Source organism: Leisingera sp. S232 (assembly GCF_049800895.1).
Lineage (GTDB): Bacteria > Pseudomonadota > Alphaproteobacteria > Rhodobacterales > Rhodobacteraceae > Leisingera.
Genome location: NZ_JBNAFX010000038.1, coordinates 18,282 through 39,393 on the forward strand (window position 1 = coordinate 18,282; position 21,112 = coordinate 39,393).

At 59.8% G+C, this 21,112-nt stretch carries 20 protein-coding genes and 1 riboswitch; of the genes, 4 read left to right on the forward strand and 16 right to left on the reverse strand.

Translation table 11 applies throughout. The features are described from left to right. Positions 1-32 precede the first annotated feature (32 nt). Positions 33-1,610 (forward strand): DUF5928 domain-containing protein, encoded by a 1,578-nt coding sequence (locus ACP151_RS18120; protein WP_424980301.1) that lies wholly within the window; start codon positions 33-35, stop codon positions 1,608-1,610. 28 nt (positions 1,611-1,638) lie between these two features. Here ACP151_RS18120 and rpiB read toward each other — a convergent pair whose 3' ends face one another. From rpiB to ACP151_RS18185, 13 genes are all read right to left on the reverse strand, one after another. Next, positions 1,639-2,088, reverse strand: a complete 450-nt coding sequence (gene rpiB, locus ACP151_RS18125; protein ID WP_424980302.1) for a ribose 5-phosphate isomerase B — start codon at positions 2,086-2,088, stop codon at positions 1,639-1,641. A 141-nt stretch (positions 2,089-2,229) separates the two neighbouring features. Continuing rightward, a complete protein-coding gene (locus ACP151_RS18130; protein WP_424980303.1) occupies positions 2,230-3,315 on the reverse strand; it encodes a 2Fe-2S iron-sulfur cluster-binding protein in 1,086 nt (361 codons plus the stop codon). Between the two features lie 4 nt (positions 3,316-3,319). Then, positions 3,320-4,555, reverse strand: coding sequence for an aromatic ring-hydroxylating oxygenase subunit alpha (locus ACP151_RS18135; RefSeq protein ID WP_424980304.1), 1,236 nt, complete (start codon positions 4,553-4,555; stop codon positions 3,320-3,322). A gap of 107 nt (positions 4,556-4,662) precedes the next feature. Beyond that, positions 4,663-4,861: riboswitch (cobalamin riboswitch) on the reverse strand. A 233-nt stretch (positions 4,862-5,094) separates the two neighbouring features. Next, complete coding sequence (locus tag ACP151_RS18140) at positions 5,095-5,739, reverse strand: DUF1523 family protein (protein WP_424980305.1); 645 nt, start codon at positions 5,737-5,739, stop codon at positions 5,095-5,097. A gap of 10 nt (positions 5,740-5,749) precedes the next feature. Further along, the gene (locus ACP151_RS18145) at positions 5,750-6,016 is read right to left on the reverse strand and encodes a hypothetical protein (RefSeq protein WP_424980306.1); all 267 of its coding nucleotides are present in this window, start codon (positions 6,014-6,016) and stop codon (positions 5,750-5,752) included. Continuing rightward, complete coding sequence (locus ACP151_RS18150) at positions 6,017-7,378, reverse strand: DUF6638 family protein (protein WP_424980307.1); 1,362 nt, start codon at positions 7,376-7,378, stop codon at positions 6,017-6,019. Then, positions 7,375-8,247: a hypothetical protein gene (locus tag ACP151_RS18155; RefSeq protein ID WP_424980308.1), complete on the reverse strand. Its 873-nt coding sequence runs from the start codon at positions 8,245-8,247 to the stop codon at positions 7,375-7,377. Before ACP151_RS18155 ends, ACP151_RS18150 begins: the two co-directional genes overlap by 4 nt. Positions 8,248-8,589: 342 nt before the next feature. After that, positions 8,590-10,527 (reverse strand): ATP-binding protein, encoded by a 1,938-nt coding sequence (locus ACP151_RS18160; RefSeq protein WP_424980309.1) that lies wholly within the window; start codon positions 10,525-10,527, stop codon positions 8,590-8,592. Between the two features lie 105 nt (positions 10,528-10,632). Continuing rightward, positions 10,633-11,754: a hypothetical protein gene (locus ACP151_RS18165; protein WP_424980318.1), complete on the reverse strand. Its 1,122-nt coding sequence runs from the start codon at positions 11,752-11,754 to the stop codon at positions 10,633-10,635. Then, positions 11,751-12,212, reverse strand: coding sequence for a hypothetical protein (locus ACP151_RS18170; protein ID WP_424980310.1), 462 nt, complete (start codon positions 12,210-12,212; stop codon positions 11,751-11,753). The genes ACP151_RS18165 and ACP151_RS18170 overlap by 4 nt, the downstream gene beginning before the upstream one ends. A gap of 73 nt (positions 12,213-12,285) precedes the next feature. Beyond that, positions 12,286-13,368 (reverse strand): hypothetical protein, encoded by a 1,083-nt coding sequence (locus ACP151_RS18175; protein WP_424980311.1) that lies wholly within the window; start codon positions 13,366-13,368, stop codon positions 12,286-12,288. A 173-nt stretch (positions 13,369-13,541) separates the two neighbouring features. Beyond that, on the reverse strand, positions 13,542-14,165 hold the full coding sequence (locus ACP151_RS18180) for a class I SAM-dependent methyltransferase (RefSeq protein ID WP_424980312.1): 624 nt from the start codon (positions 14,163-14,165) through the stop codon (positions 13,542-13,544). Between the two features lie 25 nt (positions 14,166-14,190). After that, positions 14,191-14,937 carry a CDP-alcohol phosphatidyltransferase family protein gene (locus ACP151_RS18185; RefSeq protein ID WP_424980319.1) on the reverse strand — a complete coding sequence of 249 codons (747 nt, stop codon included), beginning with the start codon at positions 14,935-14,937 and terminating at the stop codon, positions 14,191-14,193. Positions 14,938-15,203: 266 nt separating this feature from the next. Here ACP151_RS18185 and ACP151_RS18190 point away from each other — a divergent pair, with 266 nt between their 5' ends. Further along, positions 15,204-16,430 (forward strand): 50S ribosomal protein L11 methyltransferase, encoded by a 1,227-nt coding sequence (locus tag ACP151_RS18190; RefSeq protein WP_424980313.1) that lies wholly within the window; start codon positions 15,204-15,206, stop codon positions 16,428-16,430. Between the two features lie 203 nt (positions 16,431-16,633). Here ACP151_RS18190 and ACP151_RS18195 read toward each other — a convergent pair whose 3' ends face one another. Continuing rightward, positions 16,634-17,842: an aminopeptidase P family protein gene (locus tag ACP151_RS18195; RefSeq protein ID WP_424980314.1), complete on the reverse strand. Its 1,209-nt coding sequence runs from the start codon at positions 17,840-17,842 to the stop codon at positions 16,634-16,636. 194 nt (positions 17,843-18,036) lie between these two features. Further along, the gene (locus ACP151_RS18200) at positions 18,037-18,822 is read right to left on the reverse strand and encodes an alpha/beta hydrolase (protein WP_424980315.1); all 786 of its coding nucleotides are present in this window, start codon (positions 18,820-18,822) and stop codon (positions 18,037-18,039) included. Between the two features lie 180 nt (positions 18,823-19,002). On the opposite strand from ACP151_RS18200, the gene ACP151_RS18205 reads away from it, so the two are divergent. Further along, positions 19,003-20,475 (forward strand): NAD-dependent succinate-semialdehyde dehydrogenase, encoded by a 1,473-nt coding sequence (locus ACP151_RS18205; protein WP_424980316.1) that lies wholly within the window; start codon positions 19,003-19,005, stop codon positions 20,473-20,475. Between the two features lie 17 nt (positions 20,476-20,492). On the opposite strand, the gene ACP151_RS18210 is transcribed toward ACP151_RS18205, so the two are convergent. After that, positions 20,493-20,915, reverse strand: coding sequence for a globin domain-containing protein (locus ACP151_RS18210; protein ID WP_424980317.1), 423 nt, complete (start codon positions 20,913-20,915; stop codon positions 20,493-20,495). Between ACP151_RS18210 and ACP151_RS18215 the strand changes: the two genes are divergently transcribed. Further along, positions 20,858-21,112, forward strand: a 255-nt coding sequence (locus ACP151_RS18215; protein ID WP_424978662.1) for a transposase, incomplete at its 3' end; no start/stop codon positions are given. The genes ACP151_RS18210 and ACP151_RS18215 overlap by 58 nt on opposite strands.

The following is a 21,112-nucleotide window of genomic DNA, read 5'->3' on the forward strand; positions in this document are numbered from 1 at the left end:
AATCAGGCAGAATAAGGCAGACCGTCCCCCACATGGCAAAAATCGCATATATCCTGCTGTGCCACAAAGACCCTGACGCGATCATCCAGCAGGCTGAGCGGCTGACCGCAGCCGGTGATTGCATGGCGATTCACTTCGACGGGCGGGCGGCGCCAGAGGATTACCGGCGGATCCGCGCAGAACTGGACGACAACCCCAACGTCACTTTTGCCAGGAAGCGGATCAAATGCGGCTGGGGCGAGTGGTCACTGGTCGAAGCCACGCTGCATGCCTTGCGCAGCGCCATCGAGGAGTTCCCGCGCGCCACCCATTTCTACATGCTGTCAGGCGACTGCATGGCAGTGAAGACCGCGGAATACGCCCATCGGTTCCTGGACGGGCACGACAAGGACTTCATCGAAAGCTTCGACTTCTTCGAAAGCAATTGGATCAAGACCGGCATGCGGGAGGACCGGTTGATTTACCGGCACGTCTTTAACGAGCGCAAGCATAAGAAACTTTTCTATTGGAGCCACGCGCTTCAGAAGAAGTTCGGGCTGCAGCGGGGCGTCCCGGACGGTATCCAAATGCAGATCGGCAGCCAGTGGTGGTGCCTGCGCCGTCGCACCGTGGAGTGGATTCTGGAGTTCCTCCGCAAACGCCGCGATGTGATACGCTTTTTCCGCACCACCTGGATTCCGGATGAAACCTTCTTTCAGACTTTGGTGCGCCACCTGATCCCGGAAGCAGAGATCGAAACCCGTACCCTCACCTTCCTGATGTTTTCCGACTACGGGATGCCGGTGAATTTCTACAACGATCACTACGATCTGCTGCTCAGCCAGGATTTTCTGTTTGCCCGCAAGATCAGTCCAGAGGCCAAGGAGCTGAAAACGCGCTTGGGACGGCTCTATGCTGCTCAGGGCGTGGAGTTCCAGATCTCCAACGAGGGCCGTAGCCTTTACAAGTTCCTGGCCCAGCGGGGCCGCGACGGGCGCCGCTTTGCGCCGCGTTTCTGGGAAACCGAAAGCACCCTGGGCCGCGAGCGCGAATTGCTGATTGTGGTCTGCAAGAAATGGCACATCGCCAAACGCCTGCTGGAACAGATCCGCCAAGTGACCAATATCCCGGCGATTGAATACCTGTTTCATGAGGAGGACACTCCGCTGCCCGACCTTGGTGGCATTCAGGCGGCGCTGATGAAGCGCACCCGCCACCGCCGCGCCCTGATGCGGATGCTGTTTGAATATTATGAAACCGACAAGCTGATCATCTGCCTGGATCCCGGCGCCATCGACCTGATGAATGATTTCCACTCAGACCGCTCGTCGACCCGGTTCCTGCACATCGAATGCGACTTCAGCGATGAATACCTGATCGGTCATGCAAACAGGGTCGGGCTGGCAGGCGAACGCACGCCAAAGCTGACGCTGGAGCGGCTGCTGCCGACGATCCGCAATGACATTCTGCATGAAGGCGACCGCATCCGCGACGCCGGCTTCAACCCGCTCTACAAAATGCGCGAGACAGGTAGTGAAGACGAAAATGCGGAGCAGCTCAGCGGGTTCCTCAGCCTGCCGCAGGACAAGGCCCGGCAGATTGCCGGGACCCGTCATTTGTTTGCCGATTGAACGGCGGACCCGCCCGCCATTCCGTCTCTTAGTCTTCCAGCGCCTTGATCATATCCACGCGGGTGCCATGCCGGCCACCTTCAAAATCAGCGCCCAGGAAGGCATCGACGATCTCCAGCGCCAGTCCCTCGCCCACCACGCGAGCACCGATGGACAGCATGTTGGCATCGTTATGGGCGCGGATCATCTTGGCTGAAAGCGTGTCGGAACAGACACCACAGCGAATGCCCTTTATCTTGTTTGCTGCCATCATGATGCCCTGTCCGGTGCCGCACAAAACAATGCCCAGCGCACATTTTCCAGAGGCGACCAGCTGCGCCGCAGCGGCCCCGTGTTTGGGGTAATGGGTGCTTTCCGGGGTCTGCGGGCCGATATCCTCAACCTCCCAGCCCTGCGCTTTGATATGGGCGGCAACGGCCTTGCGCAGCTCAATGGCAGCGTGGTCACTGGAAAGGGCGATGCGTTTGCTGGCGGTCATGATGTGGTGGTCCTGTGTCGCAACGGGGGATTAAAGGCTCGGCCCCGTGTTGACCAAGGGACGGGCGCGGCGTCAATCACTTTGTTGCCGCAGTCGCTGGACCAGCGAAGAAGGGAGGGCCTGCAACAGCCCTCCCCAGGATCAGATTTCCACTTCTACCCGGCCAATCGGGTTGGAGCAGCAGGCCAGGATGTAACCGGCTTCCACATCTTCCTCCGAGATGCCGCCGTTGTGGACCATATGCACATCGCCTGCGGTCTTTTTGACTTTGCAGGTGCCGCAGATCCCGAAGGTGCAGCCCGACGGAATGTTGAGCCCAGAGGCCTTGGCAACCGCCAATACAGTGTCGGTCTCGGTACAGGTGGCGGTGACACCGGAGGCCGCAAAGGTGATTTCGGCCGAAGCGCTTTCTTCGGGGACAACATCGTCCAGCTCCGGCGCATCTGCCGCCGTCTCCACTGGCGCGCCAAAGCTTTCCTGATTGTAGTTCTCCATGTCAAAGCCGAGGCCGATCAACATGTCGCGCACCGCCTGCATGAACGGCTCTGGGCCGCAGCAATAGACTTCGCGCTCCAGGTAGTCGCCGGCGATCAGGCCCAGCATGATCTGGTTCAGCTGCCCGCGGTAGCCGGTCCAGACCTGATAGGGGTCATCCTCCTCCACCACGAAGTTCAGCTTTAGCCCCGGCACCCGCGACGCCATGCTTTCCAGCTGCTGACGGGCGATGATCTCGCTGGGGCGCTTGGCGCAGTTGATAAAGCAGATGTCGGGCGACTGGCCGCGGTCGAACAGATACTGGGTCATCGACAGGCTGGGCGTGATGCCGGAGCCTGCCGAGATGAACAGGAATTTGCCGTTCGGACGCTTGGGCAGAGTGAAGACACCTGCCGGACCGGAGGCCCTGAGGAACATGCCCGGTTTCAGGTGATCCAGCATCCAGCGGGTGCCGATGCTGTCGGCTTGCGCCTTCACTGTCACCGAGATCGACAAGGGTCGCGAGGGCGACGAGCTAATGGTGTAGGTCCGCCAGACAGTCTCCTGCGGCACCGGCAGTTCCAGCGTCAGGAACTGGCCCGGCTGGTATTTGAACCACGCGCCTGAGGGCGCGCGGAAGCTGAAGGTGGCAGTGTTCGGCGCCTCCGGCACAACCGAGACGCATTCCAGCATCTCGTCGTCCTTCCACGCAAGGGTTTCGTCCAGAGTTTCGAAATTGGCCTGCAGTCCCATGCGCTTACTCCGCCGCGATCAGGTGGCGCCCGGTCAGCGCGCGGGTCAGATGGTCGGCATACCAGTTGGAGAACTGAATGACGCCGCTCTCCTGCACTTCTGAATAGGGGCCGGGTTCATAGGCAGGCGTGTTGATGCCGCGCTGATTGTCCTCGACCACGATGCGGTCCTCGTCATTGGTGGCGATCCAGACCTCGGTCAGGCGCTTCAGGTCATAATCCTGCCCTTCAATCGCATCCTTATGCACCAGCCATTTGGTGGTGACTTCCGTTTTGGTCGGGCTGATCGGGGTCACCCGGAACACCAGTGAGTGATCCGGCAGGAAGTGGTTCCAGGTGGTCGGGTAGTGGAATTTCAAGAGCGTGCCTGCATCAGCAAAGGGCACCCGGCCCAGTTTCCTGGCCACAGCGGCCTTGCCGTCCATGGTATAGCTTTCCGCGCCTTCGTTCAGCGGCATCCGCGCCAAGCGGTACTGGCCGCGCGCGTCGATCTGGAACTGGGCCGGCACGCCCGCCGCCTCGATCCGGTCGAAATGCTTTTGCAGATGCGGCGGGGTCACGCCGCCCTCAACACCGGTTACGGACGGATCTTCCGGGAAGGTCCGGCACAGCGACGGGTGATTGCCGCCGCAGTGATAGCACTCGCGGTTGTTCTCCCAGACCAGCTTCCAGTTGCCTTCCTCGATGATCGAGCTTTCATAGGCGATCTTGGCATTGCCCAGGTCATGGGGCTCCAGATAGGGGCGGGCCACGGCGGCAAAGGCATCGAAATCCGGCGCCTCATCCGCCAGGCAGATATAGATCAGCCCGGCCAGGTCGCGGCAGTGCACAGGCTTCAGCCCATGCTTGGAAGCGTCAAAGTCCGGCCCCATGTCGCGCGCCCACAACAGCGAGCCGTCCAGTTCATAGGTCCACTGGTGGTAGGGGCAGACCAGCTTGGGCGAATTGCCCTTTTTCGCCTTGCAGACAACCGAGCCGCGGTGGCGGCAGGCGTTGTGGAAAGCGCGCACTTCGCCGTCGGTGCCGCGCACGATGATGACGTTGTAGGCGCCGACCTGATGGGTCACGAAGTTGCCGGCCTTGGGAACCTCGCAGGCGGGAATGGCGAACAGCCATTCGCGGTAGAAGATCTGACGCATGTCCAGATCCAGCACGCCCGGATCGGTATAGAACGCCTGCTCCAGGGAATAGTTTTTCTGACGGGCCACCAGTTTGGCCAGAATTTCGCTGTCGTGAAGCATCTGCTTCTCTCCTTTGCCGCATCCCCGCGGCGTCTTGGCTAGGGTGCAGGCATAGAAAGAGAGATTGCAGACCACGCGCCTGCAATCGCCCTGCCGCCGCCCGCGGTTGACGTTTTCGGGACAAGGCTGGTTTCCGGACTGTCCCGGGGCCGCTTGGCGGCGGGGCCTGGCACCTTCCCGAAGCCGCGGCTTCAGTGGTCATTGCCATGCCTTGCCCGGGGTCACCGTTGCGGGGGCAGTGCCGGAGTTTCACCAGCTTCCCAATTCTCCGCCCCGAAAGGCGGCACCTTGCTGATACGGAAAGTGCCTTATTCGCGCGCCGCAAGCGGAGACAAATCCGACCCGCAAAAACCGGAAAAAGACATGCATGTTTGCTATGCCGAGCGGGTCGGAAATGTCCGGAATCTCAAACCGGCACTCGCCGGTCTGTTTGCGGCAAGCCCTTATCTTTCATGCGATTACGCAGAAAACGCATCCGAATCGATTCGAGAGTTTAACTGCGCAGCCAAGAAAAAGGCCGCCTCAGCGGCGGCCCTTGCTCATTTCGATTTCCAGGTATCCAGCCAGCGGCGGAACCGGCCCTTGCGTTCGGCAATCGCATCGCCCGCCGCATAAAGACTGTCCTCGGCGCTTTCGATCATCGGATCGATCCGGGCCTGACGGAACCGGCGCCAGCGCACATAGATCGCCCACAATAGCGCCGCCAGCAGCACCAGGAAGATGATCGTGAACCAATTGGTCGGCTTGTCGTCCGGCCCCGCCACAGGCTTGATTGTCACCGCGTTGGGGAAAATCGACAGGAACTGGTTGCGCCAGCCGTAGTGCATGACGGACACCCACTCTGGCGCGTCCTTGGTCGAGACCGCGTCATTGGCATCCGTATAAAGGTTCGCCGTGTCGAATTTGAAATAGGGCGGCCAGTTCCAGCCGGTATCCTCGTTGCGGTAGACGATCGGGTCGCCATTCGGCCGCACACCTTGAATGAACTGCACATCGCGGTTCAGCAGCGTGGCCGACTGGTCGTCCGGCTTGGACCAGAAAATGCGTGTCCAGTCGTTCAGCTCCTGCCGTTCTTCATAGGTGTTGACGATGCGCACCACGTCATATTGCGGCAGCGTGTAGTGCAGGAAGGCGCCAAGCAGCACCCAGAAAGAAATCAGGAAAGCCCATTTGATGAAACGCATGGGATAGACCTCACATGAAGTTAATGACGTAGATCAGGAGCGCCAGCGCCCCCAGCGGGATGATATAGACCAAGAGGATCAGCTTGCGCCGGAACGAGGTGTCGTATTGTTTCAGCCCCCGCTGGATGAAGGCCGCGCGGTCGCCGGTCAACCCCCTCTCTTTCCAGTGCCGCTTGAGCTTTAGCCGCCGCATCTCGCGCGAGTAAAGCGAGACCGCGCCGTAGATCACGGTCAGCACCACCAAAAGGATCAGGGCGAGGCGCAGGAAACCGAACATCTAGCGCCCCCGTGTCCGGTTCAAGGCGCCCCAGGGGCCAACGCGCTCCACCATGCCCTTGCGCCGCACCTGTGGCAGCCTGGGCGAGCGTCCCTCCATATCCGGCTCATGCCCGAACAGCGCTTCGCGTGCACCGGCCTTGTCCACCGCATACTCCCGCGCCAGAAACTCCGCTGCATAGGCCTTCTTGGTTTCCGGCCAGCCGCGGTACCGGCGGTAAAACTCTTCCTTGTGGCAGATGAACAGCTGCCGGAAGTCATGCGGGCACAGCTCTGTCAGCAGCATATTGACCAGATCGCGGCAGGGCGTGTCCGACGCCCGCAGGGAATAAAAATAGGCCGGATGGTCAGAGGTGATCTTCGGCCATTTGCCGCCACCCTCTGCCCAGCGCACCAGTGCTGCCAGCCCCTCGAACTCCTCCGGCAGTTCCTCCGCGTGACGCGCCGCCAGCCGCCGCAGATCCGCGCGCGACAGGCCCGACAGGTCCCGCCCCTTTTCTGTCAGCACCGACACGGCAAGGAACCCCATCTTCTGCCGCAGGATTGCCGCGCCATCGACGCCGCGGGCCCGGATCACCGGCTCTGCCAGGCCGTTGAGATCCAGAAACCTGGCAATCGCATTGCGCTGCCCCAGGTTGAACACGCGATCGAGCGGCACACCCTCGGGCTTTTCGCCGCTGGCAATCACCGCCGGATGCTCAAGACCCTGAAACACATACATGCCGCCGAAATGCGCGGTCCAGAAGTTCGCCTGCTCAAAGACCTCATGCTGCAGATGCACCGGATTGCGGGTCACATCGCCGGTCTTCTCCGCCGTCTGGATCATTTCCCCAATCAGCGCGTCGTCAAACCAGGCATCCTCCCCTGTCTTGAACTGCTCCACCAGTTCCGCCAGACGGTCCGCATGGCGCAGGGTGCCCTTGGTGGTGTCTGCCTCGATCCGCACCTGTTGGATGTCGAACAGCTTGGCAGGGGTAGAGACCTCAAACACCGAATTCACCAGCTCCCCCGCCACCGCATCTGTCGCCGTTAGCGCAAAGAGCTGGCGTTCGTTCACCTCGATAAACCGCCGTAGAATGTCCCGGCTGGTGGAGAATTTCACATTTAGCAGCGGGCAGCGCTTCTGCTCGGTGCTGAGCAGGATGAACTGCCGGTTCACGCCCGCATGGTTCAGATAGTGATCATCCCCCAGCTCATCCCCGATTTCGGGCGAAAAGCCCGAGATATCGACGTGGAAATCCGTCAGAGCCGTGGTCTGGCCGGTCAGATGCTTCAGCGCGCGGTTATAGCGCTCCACCAGCGCGGGTGAGGCCACATGGAAGAGATTGCCGAACATCAGGCCATGCTGGATGAGGCGTTTCATGCTATTTCCTCCCCCATTGTACTCTGAAACCACTTCCTTTGAGCTAGGAAACTCTCAATAACACTTAGGGTATCAAGAACTCTTATGTTCCTGACACGTTGCATCTGAGCAACCGAGAGAGACGCTGAAAGATCAGAGATCTCGGCAAGCCTAGCAACCAAATCCACAAGCGGCAGCTCCATCCATTCATCTTCTGGCAACGCGCCTGCTTCGTTCCTCAGGTCTTGCCCGTCAAATCCAAGATCCAAATGGAAAAACACTTTTTTGAGAAAGGTGTCGATCTCGGTTACTTCAATAAGCTGAGGAGTTTCCGAACCATAATGTGCTCTTTCATGGAAAAATAGCGGCCAAGACATTTCGTCTATAAACCCCTTTTCTTCCTCAGAAATTTCTACGTTCCAAGAAATTTCGATAAGAGGAAAAGTCGTCATTCGATCAACAACGTTTTCCAGTAATGCACCCAATTCTTCTTTGGCCCTCATTTCATCACGGGCCCTTTGCTCATCTTCAAATACCTTTGCCTGAGCAGCCATGGCCCTTGCCATATCCTGTGTCGCAACGCGTTGTTCGCGCAACTCCTCTCGTTGTTCAGCCAACTCCTGCCCCTGCAACCAAACAGTCGCAATTAACCAAACAAAGGCCAGCGCCCCAGCAAAGCCTGCCAGCGTATCACCAACCTCATTGGGTGCCGCTTTCAGAAAAGTGCTCCACTTGCTGCCTCCACAACTCTGGTTACCCCAGAAATCCGTCTGACAAACCGATTGATTGGCCGCCCAGGTGCCAAAGAGAACCACTGCCACAGTCGCAAGCACACCCCACATTACCGGGTTGTTTCGCCGCCAGAACGAGTCGCGGAATTTCTCAGCCATTCAAACCTCCCCGACCCAAGACGCTGCTCTGTCGCTTCCGTGTAAGGAAAAAGACAGGAACAGCGATGACTGTCGCCGGCACAAGGCACACCAGCGCAAATGAAAGAAACTCGCCCGGCATCCCGCCAGGCCCAAAGGCATGAAGCAGAGAGTTTCTGTCCAGCACGGACGCCCCCGCCAGCCAAATTATGAACAGAGCGCCAAAGACATAGCTCAAAGCAAACAGCAAAAGCACCAAATGCAGCAAAGATCTGCCAAGCGGGCGGGCACGGCGCGCCACGGCGACACCGCACCAACCACTAAGCGACGCACCAAGCATAAGGATCAGAATCAGAGGGCCTATCACCTCTGCCCCTCCAGATACCGCCGCTTGGCCTCTTCCTGCCGGCCAAAATCGCGCACCATGTTTTCAATTGCCACCTCATCCGACTTGTCCGCATAGCGGAACTCACTATCGGCGTAGCGGTTGATCTCCTGCACCACCATGTCGACTGTGATCGGCACTCGCAGCTCACCAATCATCGCGGATTTGGTCTCGTAATCCTTGAACAGGAACAGCTCCGGGTTCTCCATCCATTCATCAGGCAGTTCAAAATCCATCGCCCGGACCTTGACCGCATCGGTGATGTTCTTGATAGCGCGCCCGGTGAAGCGCTCATCCGCTTGCTGAATGGCCTTCAGATAGGTGCCCAGCTTGGCCAGATCATCCAGCGCGCCAATCTGGGCCTCCACCCGGCCAAACACCTCTGCCAGTCCCGGCTCCTGTGGGCGGTTATGCGCCTCAAAGGAGCGCGCGACCGCCTTCTTGATTTCCTGCGCGCCATATAGGTCATGGTCGCCCTGCGGGATCGCATGGTTCTTGCCCATTAGAAGCGTCAGGATGTCGATGTAATCCTCCCGCGTCTGCGGCCCGTCCACCAGAAACCGCGCGCCGGCCCGCTGGCGCAGCGCGTCGTCGACATTCTCCGGGTAGTTGGAGAACATGCCAAAGGTGCAGTTGCCGCGCACCACGGTATTGGCGCCGGCAAAGGCCTCCATGAACACCGCCGTCACCTCCTGCTGGCCCGCGCTGGACTGCCGGTCGCCGCGTTTGCCCGCGATCTGGTCGATGTCGTCGATGGTGCCAAATCCGATCACGCCCGGATCAACCACATTCTGGATGAACGATTTGGCGTTCTGGCCTGACTTGCCCTGATAGCTGTCGATATTGTCGATACCGAAATTCTGATAGCGGAAGGCGTAGCCTGCGTTCTGGCAGTAGTCATGGATGAGGCCAGCCATCATCTGGATCAGCGTCGTCTTGCCGGTCCCCGGCTTGCCGTCCCCCATGAAAGTGAAGATGAAACCGCCCATTTCCGCAAAGGGGTTCATGCGGCGGTCAAAATCATAGGCCATCAGCATTTTGGCCAGACGCAACGCCTGGTATTTGGCGATATGGTTGCCCACCACCTCATGTGGTTTCTTGAACGCCATCGCCAGAGTGGTGGATTTCGCCTTGGCCGCAGGCTCAAAGCCGCTGAGGGTCAGGTCATCGGCCTCCACCCGCCAGGCGGCGGCACAGAATGCCTCCAGCCGCGGGGCGTTTTGCGCACGCAGGGCCGCCTTCTCCATCAGCTGTTCAACATAACCAGCCGTCGCCGCAATCAGATACACATCATCGGTGCCGTGCAGCGCCAGCTTCTGGTCCAGCTCCCACAGTGCGCCATGCAGGGCCAGCGGCGCATTGTCCGTCAGCATCTCCTCCGCCTCGCCCACCTCGGCCTGTGCCTCGGACCCGTGCGGCGCCAGCAGATAGGCGGTGGCATTGGCAAACACATGCGCCGCAATCAGCGCCTCGGCGGCCAGCAGTTCGGTGAACTCCCCCTTGCGCGCCGCGTCCAGCGATCCTGACAGATTGGCCCGTTTCAGATCGGCAAGGCCCGATACATCCGCATAGGCCTCTCCCATTGCCAAGGAAATCGCCAGCGACCGGCGCAACACATGCTGCAGTGTCGCCTGCAAGGGCGAGGTCAGCGGATCATCCTCATCCGCAGCCTCAATGCGGGCAATCAGATGCACACCATCGGGGCGCGCAGTGGACCGCGTCACCAGCCCCGGCGTGGTCGAACGAAAGCGCCGCCGCGAACCAATGCCAGAGGACCGCTCCGGCGCCTTGCCCTCGACCGCAGGCTTGGCAATGCGCGGAGTGTGGTCAAACCCCTCCAGCATCGCCGCCGCAGCCGCGTAATGCTTGCGGATATCCTCTTCCCGCAGCTCCATCTGATTGCCTGAAATGCTCATCTCACCCTCTCAATTCATCCCCTGCGACCTCAAATCCGGTCCGCGTCTTCTTCTGGCTAAAAATATCCCCGCCGGAGGCTCCCGCTCCCACGACACGCACAGGCGTCAATACCGCAGCACCTGCCCCGCTTCGCTCACCACAAACTTCTGCACATCGCCGAACCCCGGCGGGTTCAACTCGGCCAGCACCTGAAACGGACGCTGCGGCAGGATGATGGCGCGCTGGGTGCGGGTTGCCCCGGTATCCGCGCCGCGGCCGCCAAAGGGGTCGAGCGCAAAAATCTCGCGCTCCACGGTGCCGAACCAGCCAGCGCGCTCCTCGCGCACGTTTTCGCTTTCCAGCTCTTCCAGCGTCCAGGCCAAGGCCCAGTCCTGACCGGCGGGCGCCTCGGCCTCTTCCAGCACCCGGTGCAATGGGCCGGACTGTTCCGTATAAGCCGAAGAATACATCGGCCCCACGTGGTACCGCCGCAGGCTTTTGGGGTGAAGGTCGTCGAAATCCTCGTCAAACCCCTTGGCAATGGTCACCAGCTTCAGCCCGGCCAGCGCCTGCGCCATCAGATGCGCCTGCACCTCCGGCCAGCGGCGTTCATCCTTGGGCAGCGCCACCTTGCCGCTGTCCTCCAGCTCCATCAGGTAGATCACCGGCAGGTTCACCTGGCTGTCATAGGCCGCCCAGTGCAGCAGGAAGCGGCGCCGCCGCTCGCCGATGTTTTCCAGCCATTCGCAGACCGGATCGTTCTGGGTCCAGAACAGCTGACCCTTCAGCAGTTCCTGATAATAGAGCCGCTGCGACAGGGCGAATTGCAGTTTCGAGGGCACCGCGCGGTCGGAGATGATGGTGCGCACCATATCGTCCTTCAGCTGTTCTTCGCTCGCCATATTGGCCAGATGCCGCTCCGCCTGCTGGGCGTCATTGGCCATAGTCATCAACTCCGCCGCCACCGGAAAGCCACTGTCGCGCTTGTCCATCGCCAGGCTGCCAAAGAAGCGGCCCGTGTCGCGCCCCGCCATCAGGTATTTCATGCTCAGCGCGCGGAAGGTGAAGTTGAGCCGCATGAGGTAGGCGGTCAGCACCTTCACATCGGATTTCGACAGCCGCCCCTCCGCCTGTATCGCCGCCGCCACCCGGGTGAGATGCCGGATGATGGTGTCGAACTTCTTGAAGTACCGGCGCGAGGCGAAGGTATCGCTAAGGCCTGCGTGATCTTCGGCGGGGTCGGTCATCTTACTTTCCTTAGCCATTCCGCACTTACCTTGGCATCTTCAAACATTCCAATCAGAATCGTCAGATAGAGACCGAACACGCCACTCCACGGCAGGCCCCACTGACGGAACACAATGATGGCAAGCATCATCCCAGCAAAAGACAGGCCATGTTTTTTGAACAGGATCTTCCAAACATCAGCTGAGGCCAGGGCATCTTGAGTAGACATCCGGGCATCTGCTTCCACTCTGGTTGTTCGCTCCACGGGAAAGCGCCACTGCAGAACAATAGACGCCACGGCCATCCCCCAGATACCTGCAACAAGCCAATTTGTGCTTCCCTCCGCTAAGCCAAGCAGAAAAACTGCGGCGCAACATAGAAAAGTCACAACTCTAATTGTCTTGTTCCGCCTATTCCGCCTCCGGCTTAGTGCAGAGGTTTCGGCTGCAAACACACGATCCTGAGCGGGATCGCTCATCTTAAGTCCCTCCAGAACTCTCAAGCTCAGCTAGCGCATTGCACTGACGCAAACTGCGAGCGAATACTTGAAGTTATCCCCCATAGAGGTTCTTGTCGTGCTTCTCGACAATCGCGGCGAACCGGCGGGCAAAGCGTTCATCGGCCTTGGCCTTCTTCTCCAGCACGTCGCGGGCGAACACCATGTTGTCCTCATGCGCTTCCAGCATGTCAGCCATCCGCTGGTTGGTTGCGGTGCCAATCGCCGCCATTGCGGTCTGGGCTTCCTTGTCGGTCTGCACGCCGATCTCGTTGATCCGGTGCGCCACATCCTGCTGCTGCGCGGTTTTCAGCGATTTGGTCAGCGCGTCATAGAGCACCACCCGCTGCTGGGTGTCCGTCTGCAGCTTGTTGATCAGCACCATCTGCGTCGCCGCCTGGTTCTGCAGGCTGTCGACCCAGGTCTTGCCCTTCTCGATATAACGCTCAAGCGTCTGGGATTTCGCAAGCTTCACTTGCTCATCCTGCACCAGCGCGTTGTATTTCGCGTTCAGATCGGCCAGCTCGGTCTCCAGCTTGGTACGTGCGGCGGCGTCCTGCTCGACCGAAATCTTGTTTTCCAGATCGATGATCTGCGGGTCCAGCGCGGTGATTTCCGCCTTTACCGCTTCCAGCTCCTGCACCGTGAATTCGCGGTCATCCAACGTGGACGCCAGATTTGCCTGCACCTTCTCGCGCTGTTCTTCCAGGGTTGCCAACTGGCCTTCTAGCAGCTTCACGATCACGTCCGATTTGGCAATCAGATCCTGCAGCTTGTCATCAATGCTGGCCGTGCGCATCCGCTCCTGACGCATCGAGTCCGATTTGCCCTTGGAGAAGAAGCCGACAAAGCTCTCCCAGCCGGTCTTGCTCCGCATCTCGTCGAAATCTTTCGAGAACGCCGCCGTCACATCGTCCAGCCCCATGATCAGCTCAGCGATGTTGGCGTTCATCACGTCGGTATGCGCGTGCACATCGTCCAGCGTGGCGTTTTCGATGTCGATGCTGGCATCCTCGCCCGCCTCGATCTTGCTGCGCGCAGCTTCGATGCGCGAGGTCAGCGCCTCAATCTTGGACTGCGACTCCCGGACCTTGTCCTGGCTTTCCGACACCATCTTTTCAAATTGGGACACACTCATCGCATCCGCTCCTTCCCTGTCAAATATCTGATCCTGATATGGGGATGTAAATTCAATTTACATCCCCTGAGGTGGTGCAATTCCACCTGTTTCAGATGCACTGTTGCAGACAGGCCTCACAAAGAAAAGCCCCGGAAAGTTCCCCCGGGGCTGCATCGCGGAAACAGGCTGTTTCACATGGTCTGCTGCTTGCCCAGCACCAGGAAAGTCATCATGCCAAAGGGCGGCAGGCTTTCCTGCTGCTCCACCTGCAGCCGGTCCTCCTGCAGCACCGTCTCCAGTGCAAAATCAGAGTGCCACCCGATCACATTGGCCAAGGGCGCCGAGAGCTTCTCCAGGGAAGCCCGCACCCCTTTGCCGCTCTTGAAGTGATTGGTGATCACCACCTTGCCGCCTGGTTTCAGAACCCGCGCGATCTCATGCATCACCTTTTCCGGATCCGGCACCACCGACAGCACATGCATCGCTGCAACCGTATCAAAGGAATTGTCCGGGAAATCCAGCTGCCGGGCATCCATCTGCCGCAGCGTCTCCACCTGGGCCAGATCCAGTTCCTGCACCTTGGCCGCGGCCTTTTTCAGCATGTCGTGGCTGAAATCGATGCCGGTCACCTGCAGATGCGGTGCGTAATGCTGCAAGGACAGCCCGGTGCCGACACCGACTTCCAGCACACTGCCTTGCCTGGAGTTAATAAAGCGAACCGCTCGACGGCGGCCAGAGCGCGTCACTGCGCCAAATGTCTTGTCATAAACCGGCGCCCAGCGCGCATAAGATTCTTCAACTGCCTTGATATCCAATTCGTCCCTCCCCGGACGTCTTGGGCTAGTCTTTTGGCTTTGAAACCAGCCCCCAAATCACCATAGCAACGTAGCCGAGGCAAAGCGCGACCAGCACAGTCCATGCATAGGTCAAGAGCGCCGCCGCCATGAAAGCAAAGCCCACAAGAAGATACTTAACATTCTCGCGGGAAATTTTAACCGCTTTCGGCGACCAAGTCGGGATATGGCTGATCATTGCCAGCCCCACCAGCACCATAATGAGACAAATCAGCAGCTCATGCAGGACCGGGTCGCTGCTACCATAGGCAAATGAAGCAAACATCGGCAGCAGTGCGAGCAGCGCCCCGGCCGGCGAAGGAATACCCTCAAAGAATCCCTTGCGAAGATTTGGGCCCTCTTCCTCTGACTTGCTGCTGACATTGAACCGCGCCAGCCGCACCACACAGCAGACCGAAAAACCCAGAACCGAGATCCAGCCCACCCCATGCACGTCCTGCAAAGCCCAGAGATAGATCACCATCGGCGTCGCCACCCCGAAGTTCAGGAAATCGGCGAGCGAGTCGAGCTCGGCGCCCATCTTGCTTTCGCTATGCAGCGCCCGGGCCAGCCGCCCGTCCAGCCCGTCCAGCACCGCCGCCAGCAGAATCAGCATCACCGCCAGCATGTAATTGCCGTAAACCGCAGAGCGGATCGCCGACAGACCCGCACAGATCGCACCGATCGTCATCAGGTTCGGCATCAGCTGAATCAGAGCAAATTCTGATTTTTTCTTTTCCGGGGCATCATACATGGCGGTGGCTCTTTCTTCCTCGCGGGGCGCGCGGTTGTGCGCTCTCAGCAAGAGGGTAACAAACAGGCGGGTCACGCCGTGGCGGAACATATGCCCCAAGACCCGTCGCTGCGCAACGCCTGCCGGGATCAGCCAGGCAGGACGTCCGGCAAGCGCAAGACTTGCAGAGCGGAAACTGCCCCGCAGCCCGCCGGCATTTTCACAATTTGTTAGACACGGTCGGAGAATATGCGTTTCAGCAGTATTTGCTTCAAAAAGGAAAGAACTTGCAAGACAGACACGCCCCGCCCCCCAACTATCTTCGCCACAGTACGCCTGCCGCAGACGGACTCGTGCAAATTGCCAACTCTGCTCCTCTGACCGATGGCGGTCTGCAGACATCCCAGCTTCTTACTGAGGCTCTGCGCAAAGATCCCAGGCACCACGAAGCCCAGATCCTGCAGGAACGGCTCCATCAAACCTTTGTGCCCCGCTGGCATTTTCCCATGCTGGCCGACGCAGCGCGCAACCAAGCCTATGCCAAAGCAATCCAGGCCAAGGTGAAGCCAGGCGACGTCGTTTTGGATATCGGTTGCGGTGCGGGCCTGACGGCAATGCTGGCAGCGCGGGCCGGCGCGAAACACGTTTACACCTGCGAACAGCAGCCACTGATCGCTCAGGCTGCAATGCGGGTTATCGCGGAAAACGGGCTCAGCGACCGCATCACGGTGATCCCAAAATGGTCGCACGACATTGTTGTGGGCAAGGATATTCCTGAACTGGCGGATGTCGTGATATCGGAAATCGTCGACACAGTGCTTCTCGGCGAAGGTGCCCTTGCAACCCTCACTCATGCCATGTCCGCCCTTGCCAAGCCCAATGCACGCGCAATCCCTGAACAGGGCACCCTGTTGGCTCAGCCGGTTGAAAGCACTCGCCTTCTCGACCTCTGGCGGCCGCAGAAGGCAGAGGGTTTCGACCTCAGCGCCTTTCATCGCTTCGCGCGGGTGGCGCAATTGACCCCGAATGACTTCGCAGCCTGCCGCCTGCGCCCTTTGGGTCCGGCAACAGAACTGTTTGCGTTTGACTTCATCCGCCCCAGCATGGCAGCGGGATGTAATATTCAGGATCTCGCCTGCACCGCGGCTGGTCTCATCCATGCTGTGCTCGTCACTTTCGAAATGACCCTGGCGCCCGGCGTTATAGTGGCAAACGGACTGCACTCAGGCGGCCATTGGGGCCGGACCGCCTTTTTACTGGACCATCCGCTAGCCGCACAGGACGGAGACCTGCTCACAGTAACCGCGCAGCATGACGCTACCCAGCTCAGCGTCTCCATGCATGAAAACCTCTACCGCGCAGCGAAGGATCCTGACTCAGCGCTTTGGATGACACCGGCATGGAATACGCTGCGCCCGATGCAGGCGCGCTGCTCGGATGCCGTCTCGGAAAGCCAGATCTTTCCAACGATGGCAACTGCAGCAAAGGAGTACCGACGTCTGCCAATTTACTGAAACAGCCAGCCGCTTAGCCGGAGGTTCGAAGCGATCTGTGCGGCCGCCCCAATACACAAGAGATGCATTGGGGCGCTGACAAGGGGCACAAGGCGGACAGGGGGCACAAGCATGGCACCCCCTGAGTTTTTTACGTTCAGCCCGCCTGCAGGGCCGCCGCCCGTGCGGCGGAACGTCGTCCCGGTGCATCTTCGAGACACGTCTTATCCAACGACGTTGAACTCCGGCCCATAGGGATACTTGGTGATGTTTTCATTGCCGTCTTCGTGGATGATCAAGATGTCATGCTCGCGGTAGCCGCCGGCGCCGGGCTGGCCGTCGGCGATGGTCAGCATCGGCTCCATTGAGATCACCATGCCCGGCTCCAGCACTGTATCGATATCCTCGCGCAGCTCCAGCCCCGCCTCGCGGCCATAGTAATGCGACAACACGCCAAAGGAATGACCATAGCCGAAAGTCCGGTACTGCAGCAGGTCTCGCTCTTCAAAGAATGTGTTGATCTGATGAGTGATTTCCGCACAGCTTGCGCCCGGTTTCAGCAATGAGATGCCCAGCTCATGAGCCGCCACATTGGCCTCCCAGATGCGCAGGGACTCGGCGTCCACTTCCTTGACGAACATTGTCCGTTCCAGCGCGGTGTAATAGCCAGAGATCATCGGAAACGTGTTCAGCGACAGGATATCGCCGCGCTGCAAGCGGCGGCCCGTGACCGGGTTGTGGGCACCGTCAGTGTTGATCCCCGACTGGAACCAGACCCAGGTGTCGCGGTATTCGGCATCCGGAAAGCGCCTGGCGATTTCCAGTTCCATCGCATCGCGGCCGGCCATCGCCACGTCGATCTCGCGCGCGCCTTCCTTGACCGCATCGCGGATTGCAAAGCCGCCCACGTCCGCGACAGCCGCACCGGCGCGGATCATCTCCAGCTCTGCGGCGGATTTGCCCATCCGCTGGCGCATGGTCGGCTCATAAAGATCCACCAGCTGCGACGGTTTCAGAAAACCGTCCAGCTTGGCTTTTTGCAGCAGGGTCAGGTGGTCGCTTTCATAGCCAACCACCGTGCCTTCGCCGGAGACCGACTTGATCGCACGCCAGAAATTGTCGCGCTGCCAGTCGGTGTAGGTGATGTTGTCGCAGAACGATCGGCGCCAGGGCTGGCCTGCGTCGATACCGGCCGAGATGGTCACAGCCTCGGTTGCTGTCACCACCATGCCGTAAGGGCGGCCAAAGGCGCAGTAGGTGAAACCCGAGTAGTAGGAGATGTTGTGCATCGAGGTGAAGACAGCGGCGCTCACCCCGTTTTCAGCCATGATTTTGCGCAGACCGGCGATCCGCGCCTCGTATTCAGAGACCGCAAATTGCAGCGGTGCTTTCTCACCGTTGTGAAAACGGTACATTTCAGGACGTGCAGTCATATCAGACCCTTCCTTCTTACAAGAAAGGTCCCGGCGTTCAGGACAGTTTTGGAATGTGGGGGCTGGCATGTATTCCATGCGGCGACGCCATCGCCTGGCCCCTGAGGCAGAAGATGGCGCCAAACAGGGATTCTGGCAAGCCTGTTTTGGCAGGGGACTTACCCCGAAACGACTGCTGCGGTCTCTGCCCGGTCTCAGTTCACGATCAGCGCAACCAGATCGCTGTCAGGGTCGGCCAGCGGGTCAATCACATTGAAATGATGCCTGCCAAAGGCAATGACATGATCCGCGTCCCAAGCCTCCGCCAGCCAGACCGCCTGATCCAGAAACGCGGGACGCTCCTCGCCGCCGACCCAGACGGTGACTTCGGCCGGGTAACGGTCCCGCATTTCCACCGGGCTTTCCGCCACGGCGGCGGCCGAATCCATCTTGAACTTCTGGTTCATCGACGTCCTTAGCAACGGCAAAAGATCGGCCAGCGGCGAAATCGGGAGCACTGTCTTGATCCGCTCACCCACCGCAGCGGGCAGCAAGCTCTTGTCCAGCATCCGGGCCACCAGATGGCCGCCTGCCGAATGGCCTGCCAGGGCAATCGGACCGTCCACCTCAGCCGCAATCCGTCCTACTGCCGCAGCGATCTGACGGGTGATGTCTGCAATCCGGACGTCGGGGCAAAGGTCATAGGAGGGCATCGCCACTGCCCAGCCATGGGTAATCGCACCACGCGCCAGATGCGACCAGGAGCTTTTGTCGAAGGCCTGCCAATAGCCGCCATGCACAAAGAAAAGCACTCCCTTGGGCGTGTCCTCGGGCAGGAACAGATCAAAGGCCTGCCGGGCACCGGTGCCATATGGGATATCTAGCCGGGCGCGTTCATGCAGGCTGTTGCGGAAATCCTCAGCCGATGCTGCCCAGCGCGGCGGAAAGGCATCTGCGTTTTCGATATAGGCCCCGTTGGCATAGGCATCGTCCAATTCCATGCCCAATCTCCCCTATTCTTATTGTTGGCTGACACCTGACAGTCTGGCACAGCGCATGTCAAATTGCTTGGGTCAAATTCCCGCTATATATTTGATCAAATCCTGGACTCATCAATCTTTCTGGACATATCTAGGCACAGCTGCTTTGCATTCCACAACAAAACACCCCGGAGGCCCGCCATGCTTGATGCAACCACTGACCTGAAATCCCTGCTCAAGGACCCCAGCCTGCTGGAAACCCGCGGCTATATCGGCGGCCAGTTTGTCGAGGGCGAGGATACCTTTGATGTGACCAATCCGGCGCGCGGCGACGTGATTGCCCAGGTGGCCGACATCAGCCGCGCCCAGGTTGCCGGCGCCATCGCCCAGGCAGAAGCCGCGCAAAAGGAATGGGCCAAGTGGACCGGCAAGGAACGCGCTGTCGTCCTGCGCAAATGGTTCGACCTGATGATGGCAAACCAGGAAGACCTGGCGGTGATTCTGACCGCCGAGATGGGCAAGCCATTGGCAGAAGCGCGCGGCGAGATCGGCTATGGCGCCTCTTTCATCGAATTCTTTGCCGAAGAAGCCAAACGGATTTACGGCGAAACCATCCCCGGCCACCAGCGCGACAAACGCATCACCGTGCTGAAGCAGCCCATTGGGGTTGCCGCCTCGATCACGCCGTGGAATTTCCCCAACGCAATGATCACCCGCAAGGCTGGCCCGGCGCTGGCAGCCGGCTGCGCCTTTGTCGCCCGCCCTGCGGAACTGACACCACTGTCGGCCACCGCGCTGGCGGTTCTGGCCGACCGCGCAGGCATCCCGGCCGGCGTCTTCAGCGTCGTGCCCTCGTCCAATGCCTCGGAGACCGGCAAGGAGTTCTGCGAAAACAACGCTGTGCGTAAGCTGACCTTCACCGGCTCCACCGAGGTTGGCCGCATCCTGATGCGTCAGGCTGCGGACACCGTGATGAAATGCTCGATGGAACTGGGCGGCAACGCGCCGTTCATCGTGTTCGACGACGCCGATCTGGATGCCGCTGTAGAGGGCGCCATCATGTGCAAGTTCCGCAACAACGGCCAGACCTGTGTCTGCGCCAATCGGATCTATGTGCAGGCCGGCGTCTATGATGCCTTTGCCGAAAAACTGAAGGCCGCCATTGCCGCCATGAAAGTTGGCGACGGGCTGGAGGAGGGCGTCCAGTTCGGCCCGCTGATCAACAGCAAGGCCGTGGTCAAGGTGCAGGACCATATTGCCGACGCCAAAGCCAAGGGCGCAGAAGTCATTCTGGGCGGCAACCCGTCGGAACTGGGCGGCACTTTCTTTGAGCCGACCATTGTCACCGGCGCCACCCAGGACATGGCTTTTGCCACCGACGAAACCTTTGGCCCGCTCGCTCCGCTGTTCAAATTCGAGGACGAGGACGAGGTGATCGCGCTGGCCAATGACACTATCTTTGGCCTGGCATCCTATTTCTATGCCAAGGATCTGAGCCGCGTGTACAAGGTCGCCGAGGCGCTGGAATACGGGATCGTCGGGGTGAACACTGGCATCATCTCCACCGAGGTGGCCCCGTTTGGCGGCGTCAAACAGTCCGGCCTGGGCCGCGAAGGCAGCCATCACGGCATCGAAGACTATCTGGAGATGAAATACATCTGCATGTCGGTCTGATCCGGCGCGGCTGGCCTTTAGTGCCGTGTCATCGTGCCTGCCACCAGGCTGATGGCACGGCTCCAGGCAGCTTCTGTCTCAGGGTCCAGATCCGCCCCCAGAACATCGCGCGAAGCGGCAATCAGTGACCGCTTTGCCGCCTCGGTCTCCCGCGCGCCCAGACCCAGATGCGCATGTGTTCCAAGAAGCTGCGTCGCCAGTTCCCCCAGCGCTTGCCGGTCATCCAGATTTTTGACACAGGCCGCCACCATGGCTGTCAGCATCGATTTCTGCTTTACAAAATCATTCCGAAACAGGCGGCGCGCTTCTGGAAGGCGGGGGCGTTGTTGCACAAAGGCCGTAGAGGATTCACTTTGCGAATCCCGTAGGTTAGATCGGCGGCATGCCGAAGCCTGCCTCTTCCCGCTATCGAACAACGAACTGGTCCAACTATAACGCATCACTTCGAAAGCGCGGCTCTCTGCTGGTCTGGTTTGACCGCGACATGACCTGGTTCGCCGAGCGATGCGGCAAACGCGGACGACCGGAGACCTTCTCCGATGCGGCCATCCAGTTCTGCCTTAGTGTGAAGGTATTGTTCGGCCTGCCATTGCGGCAAACGTCCGGTATGGTTGCGAGCCTGCTGAAGATGGCGGGA

Excerpts from the sequence above, each read along its gene's own strand:
- ACP151_RS18120 (WP_424980301.1), top strand. The coding sequence starts at position 33 with ATGGCAAAAATCGCATATATCCTGCTGTGCCACAAAGACCCTGACGCG.
- rpiB (WP_424980302.1), bottom strand. The coding sequence starts at position 2,088 with ATGACCGCCAGCAAACGCATCGCCCTTTCCAGTGACCACGCTGCCATT.
- ACP151_RS18130 (WP_424980303.1), bottom strand. The coding sequence starts at position 3,315 with ATGGGACTGCAGGCCAATTTCGAAACTCTGGACGAAACCCTTGCGTGG.
- ACP151_RS18135 (WP_424980304.1), bottom strand. The coding sequence starts at position 4,555 with ATGCTTCACGACAGCGAAATTCTGGCCAAACTGGTGGCCCGTCAGAAA.
- ACP151_RS18140 (WP_424980305.1), bottom strand. The coding sequence starts at position 5,739 with ATGCGTTTCATCAAATGGGCTTTCCTGATTTCTTTCTGGGTGCTGCTT.
- ACP151_RS18145 (WP_424980306.1), bottom strand. The coding sequence starts at position 6,016 with ATGTTCGGTTTCCTGCGCCTCGCCCTGATCCTTTTGGTGGTGCTGACC.
- ACP151_RS18150 (WP_424980307.1), bottom strand. The coding sequence starts at position 7,378 with ATGAAACGCCTCATCCAGCATGGCCTGATGTTCGGCAATCTCTTCCAT.
- ACP151_RS18155 (WP_424980308.1), bottom strand. The coding sequence starts at position 8,247 with ATGGCTGAGAAATTCCGCGACTCGTTCTGGCGGCGAAACAACCCGGTA.
- ACP151_RS18160 (WP_424980309.1), bottom strand. The coding sequence starts at position 10,527 with ATGAGCATTTCAGGCAATCAGATGGAGCTGCGGGAAGAGGATATCCGC.
- ACP151_RS18165 (WP_424980318.1), bottom strand. The coding sequence starts at position 11,754 with ATGACCGACCCCGCCGAAGATCACGCAGGCCTTAGCGATACCTTCGCC.
- ACP151_RS18170 (WP_424980310.1), bottom strand. The coding sequence starts at position 12,212 with ATGAGCGATCCCGCTCAGGATCGTGTGTTTGCAGCCGAAACCTCTGCA.
- ACP151_RS18175 (WP_424980311.1), bottom strand. The coding sequence starts at position 13,368 with ATGAGTGTGTCCCAATTTGAAAAGATGGTGTCGGAAAGCCAGGACAAG.
- ACP151_RS18185 (WP_424980319.1), bottom strand. The coding sequence starts at position 14,937 with ATGTATGATGCCCCGGAAAAGAAAAAATCAGAATTTGCTCTGATTCAG.
- ACP151_RS18195 (WP_424980314.1), bottom strand. The coding sequence starts at position 17,842 with ATGACTGCACGTCCTGAAATGTACCGTTTTCACAACGGTGAGAAAGCA.
- ACP151_RS18200 (WP_424980315.1), bottom strand. The coding sequence starts at position 18,822 with ATGGAATTGGACGATGCCTATGCCAACGGGGCCTATATCGAAAACGCA.
- ACP151_RS18205 (WP_424980316.1), top strand. The coding sequence starts at position 19,003 with ATGCTTGATGCAACCACTGACCTGAAATCCCTGCTCAAGGACCCCAGC.
- ACP151_RS18210 (WP_424980317.1), bottom strand. The coding sequence starts at position 20,915 with ATGCGTTATAGTTGGACCAGTTCGTTGTTCGATAGCGGGAAGAGGCAG.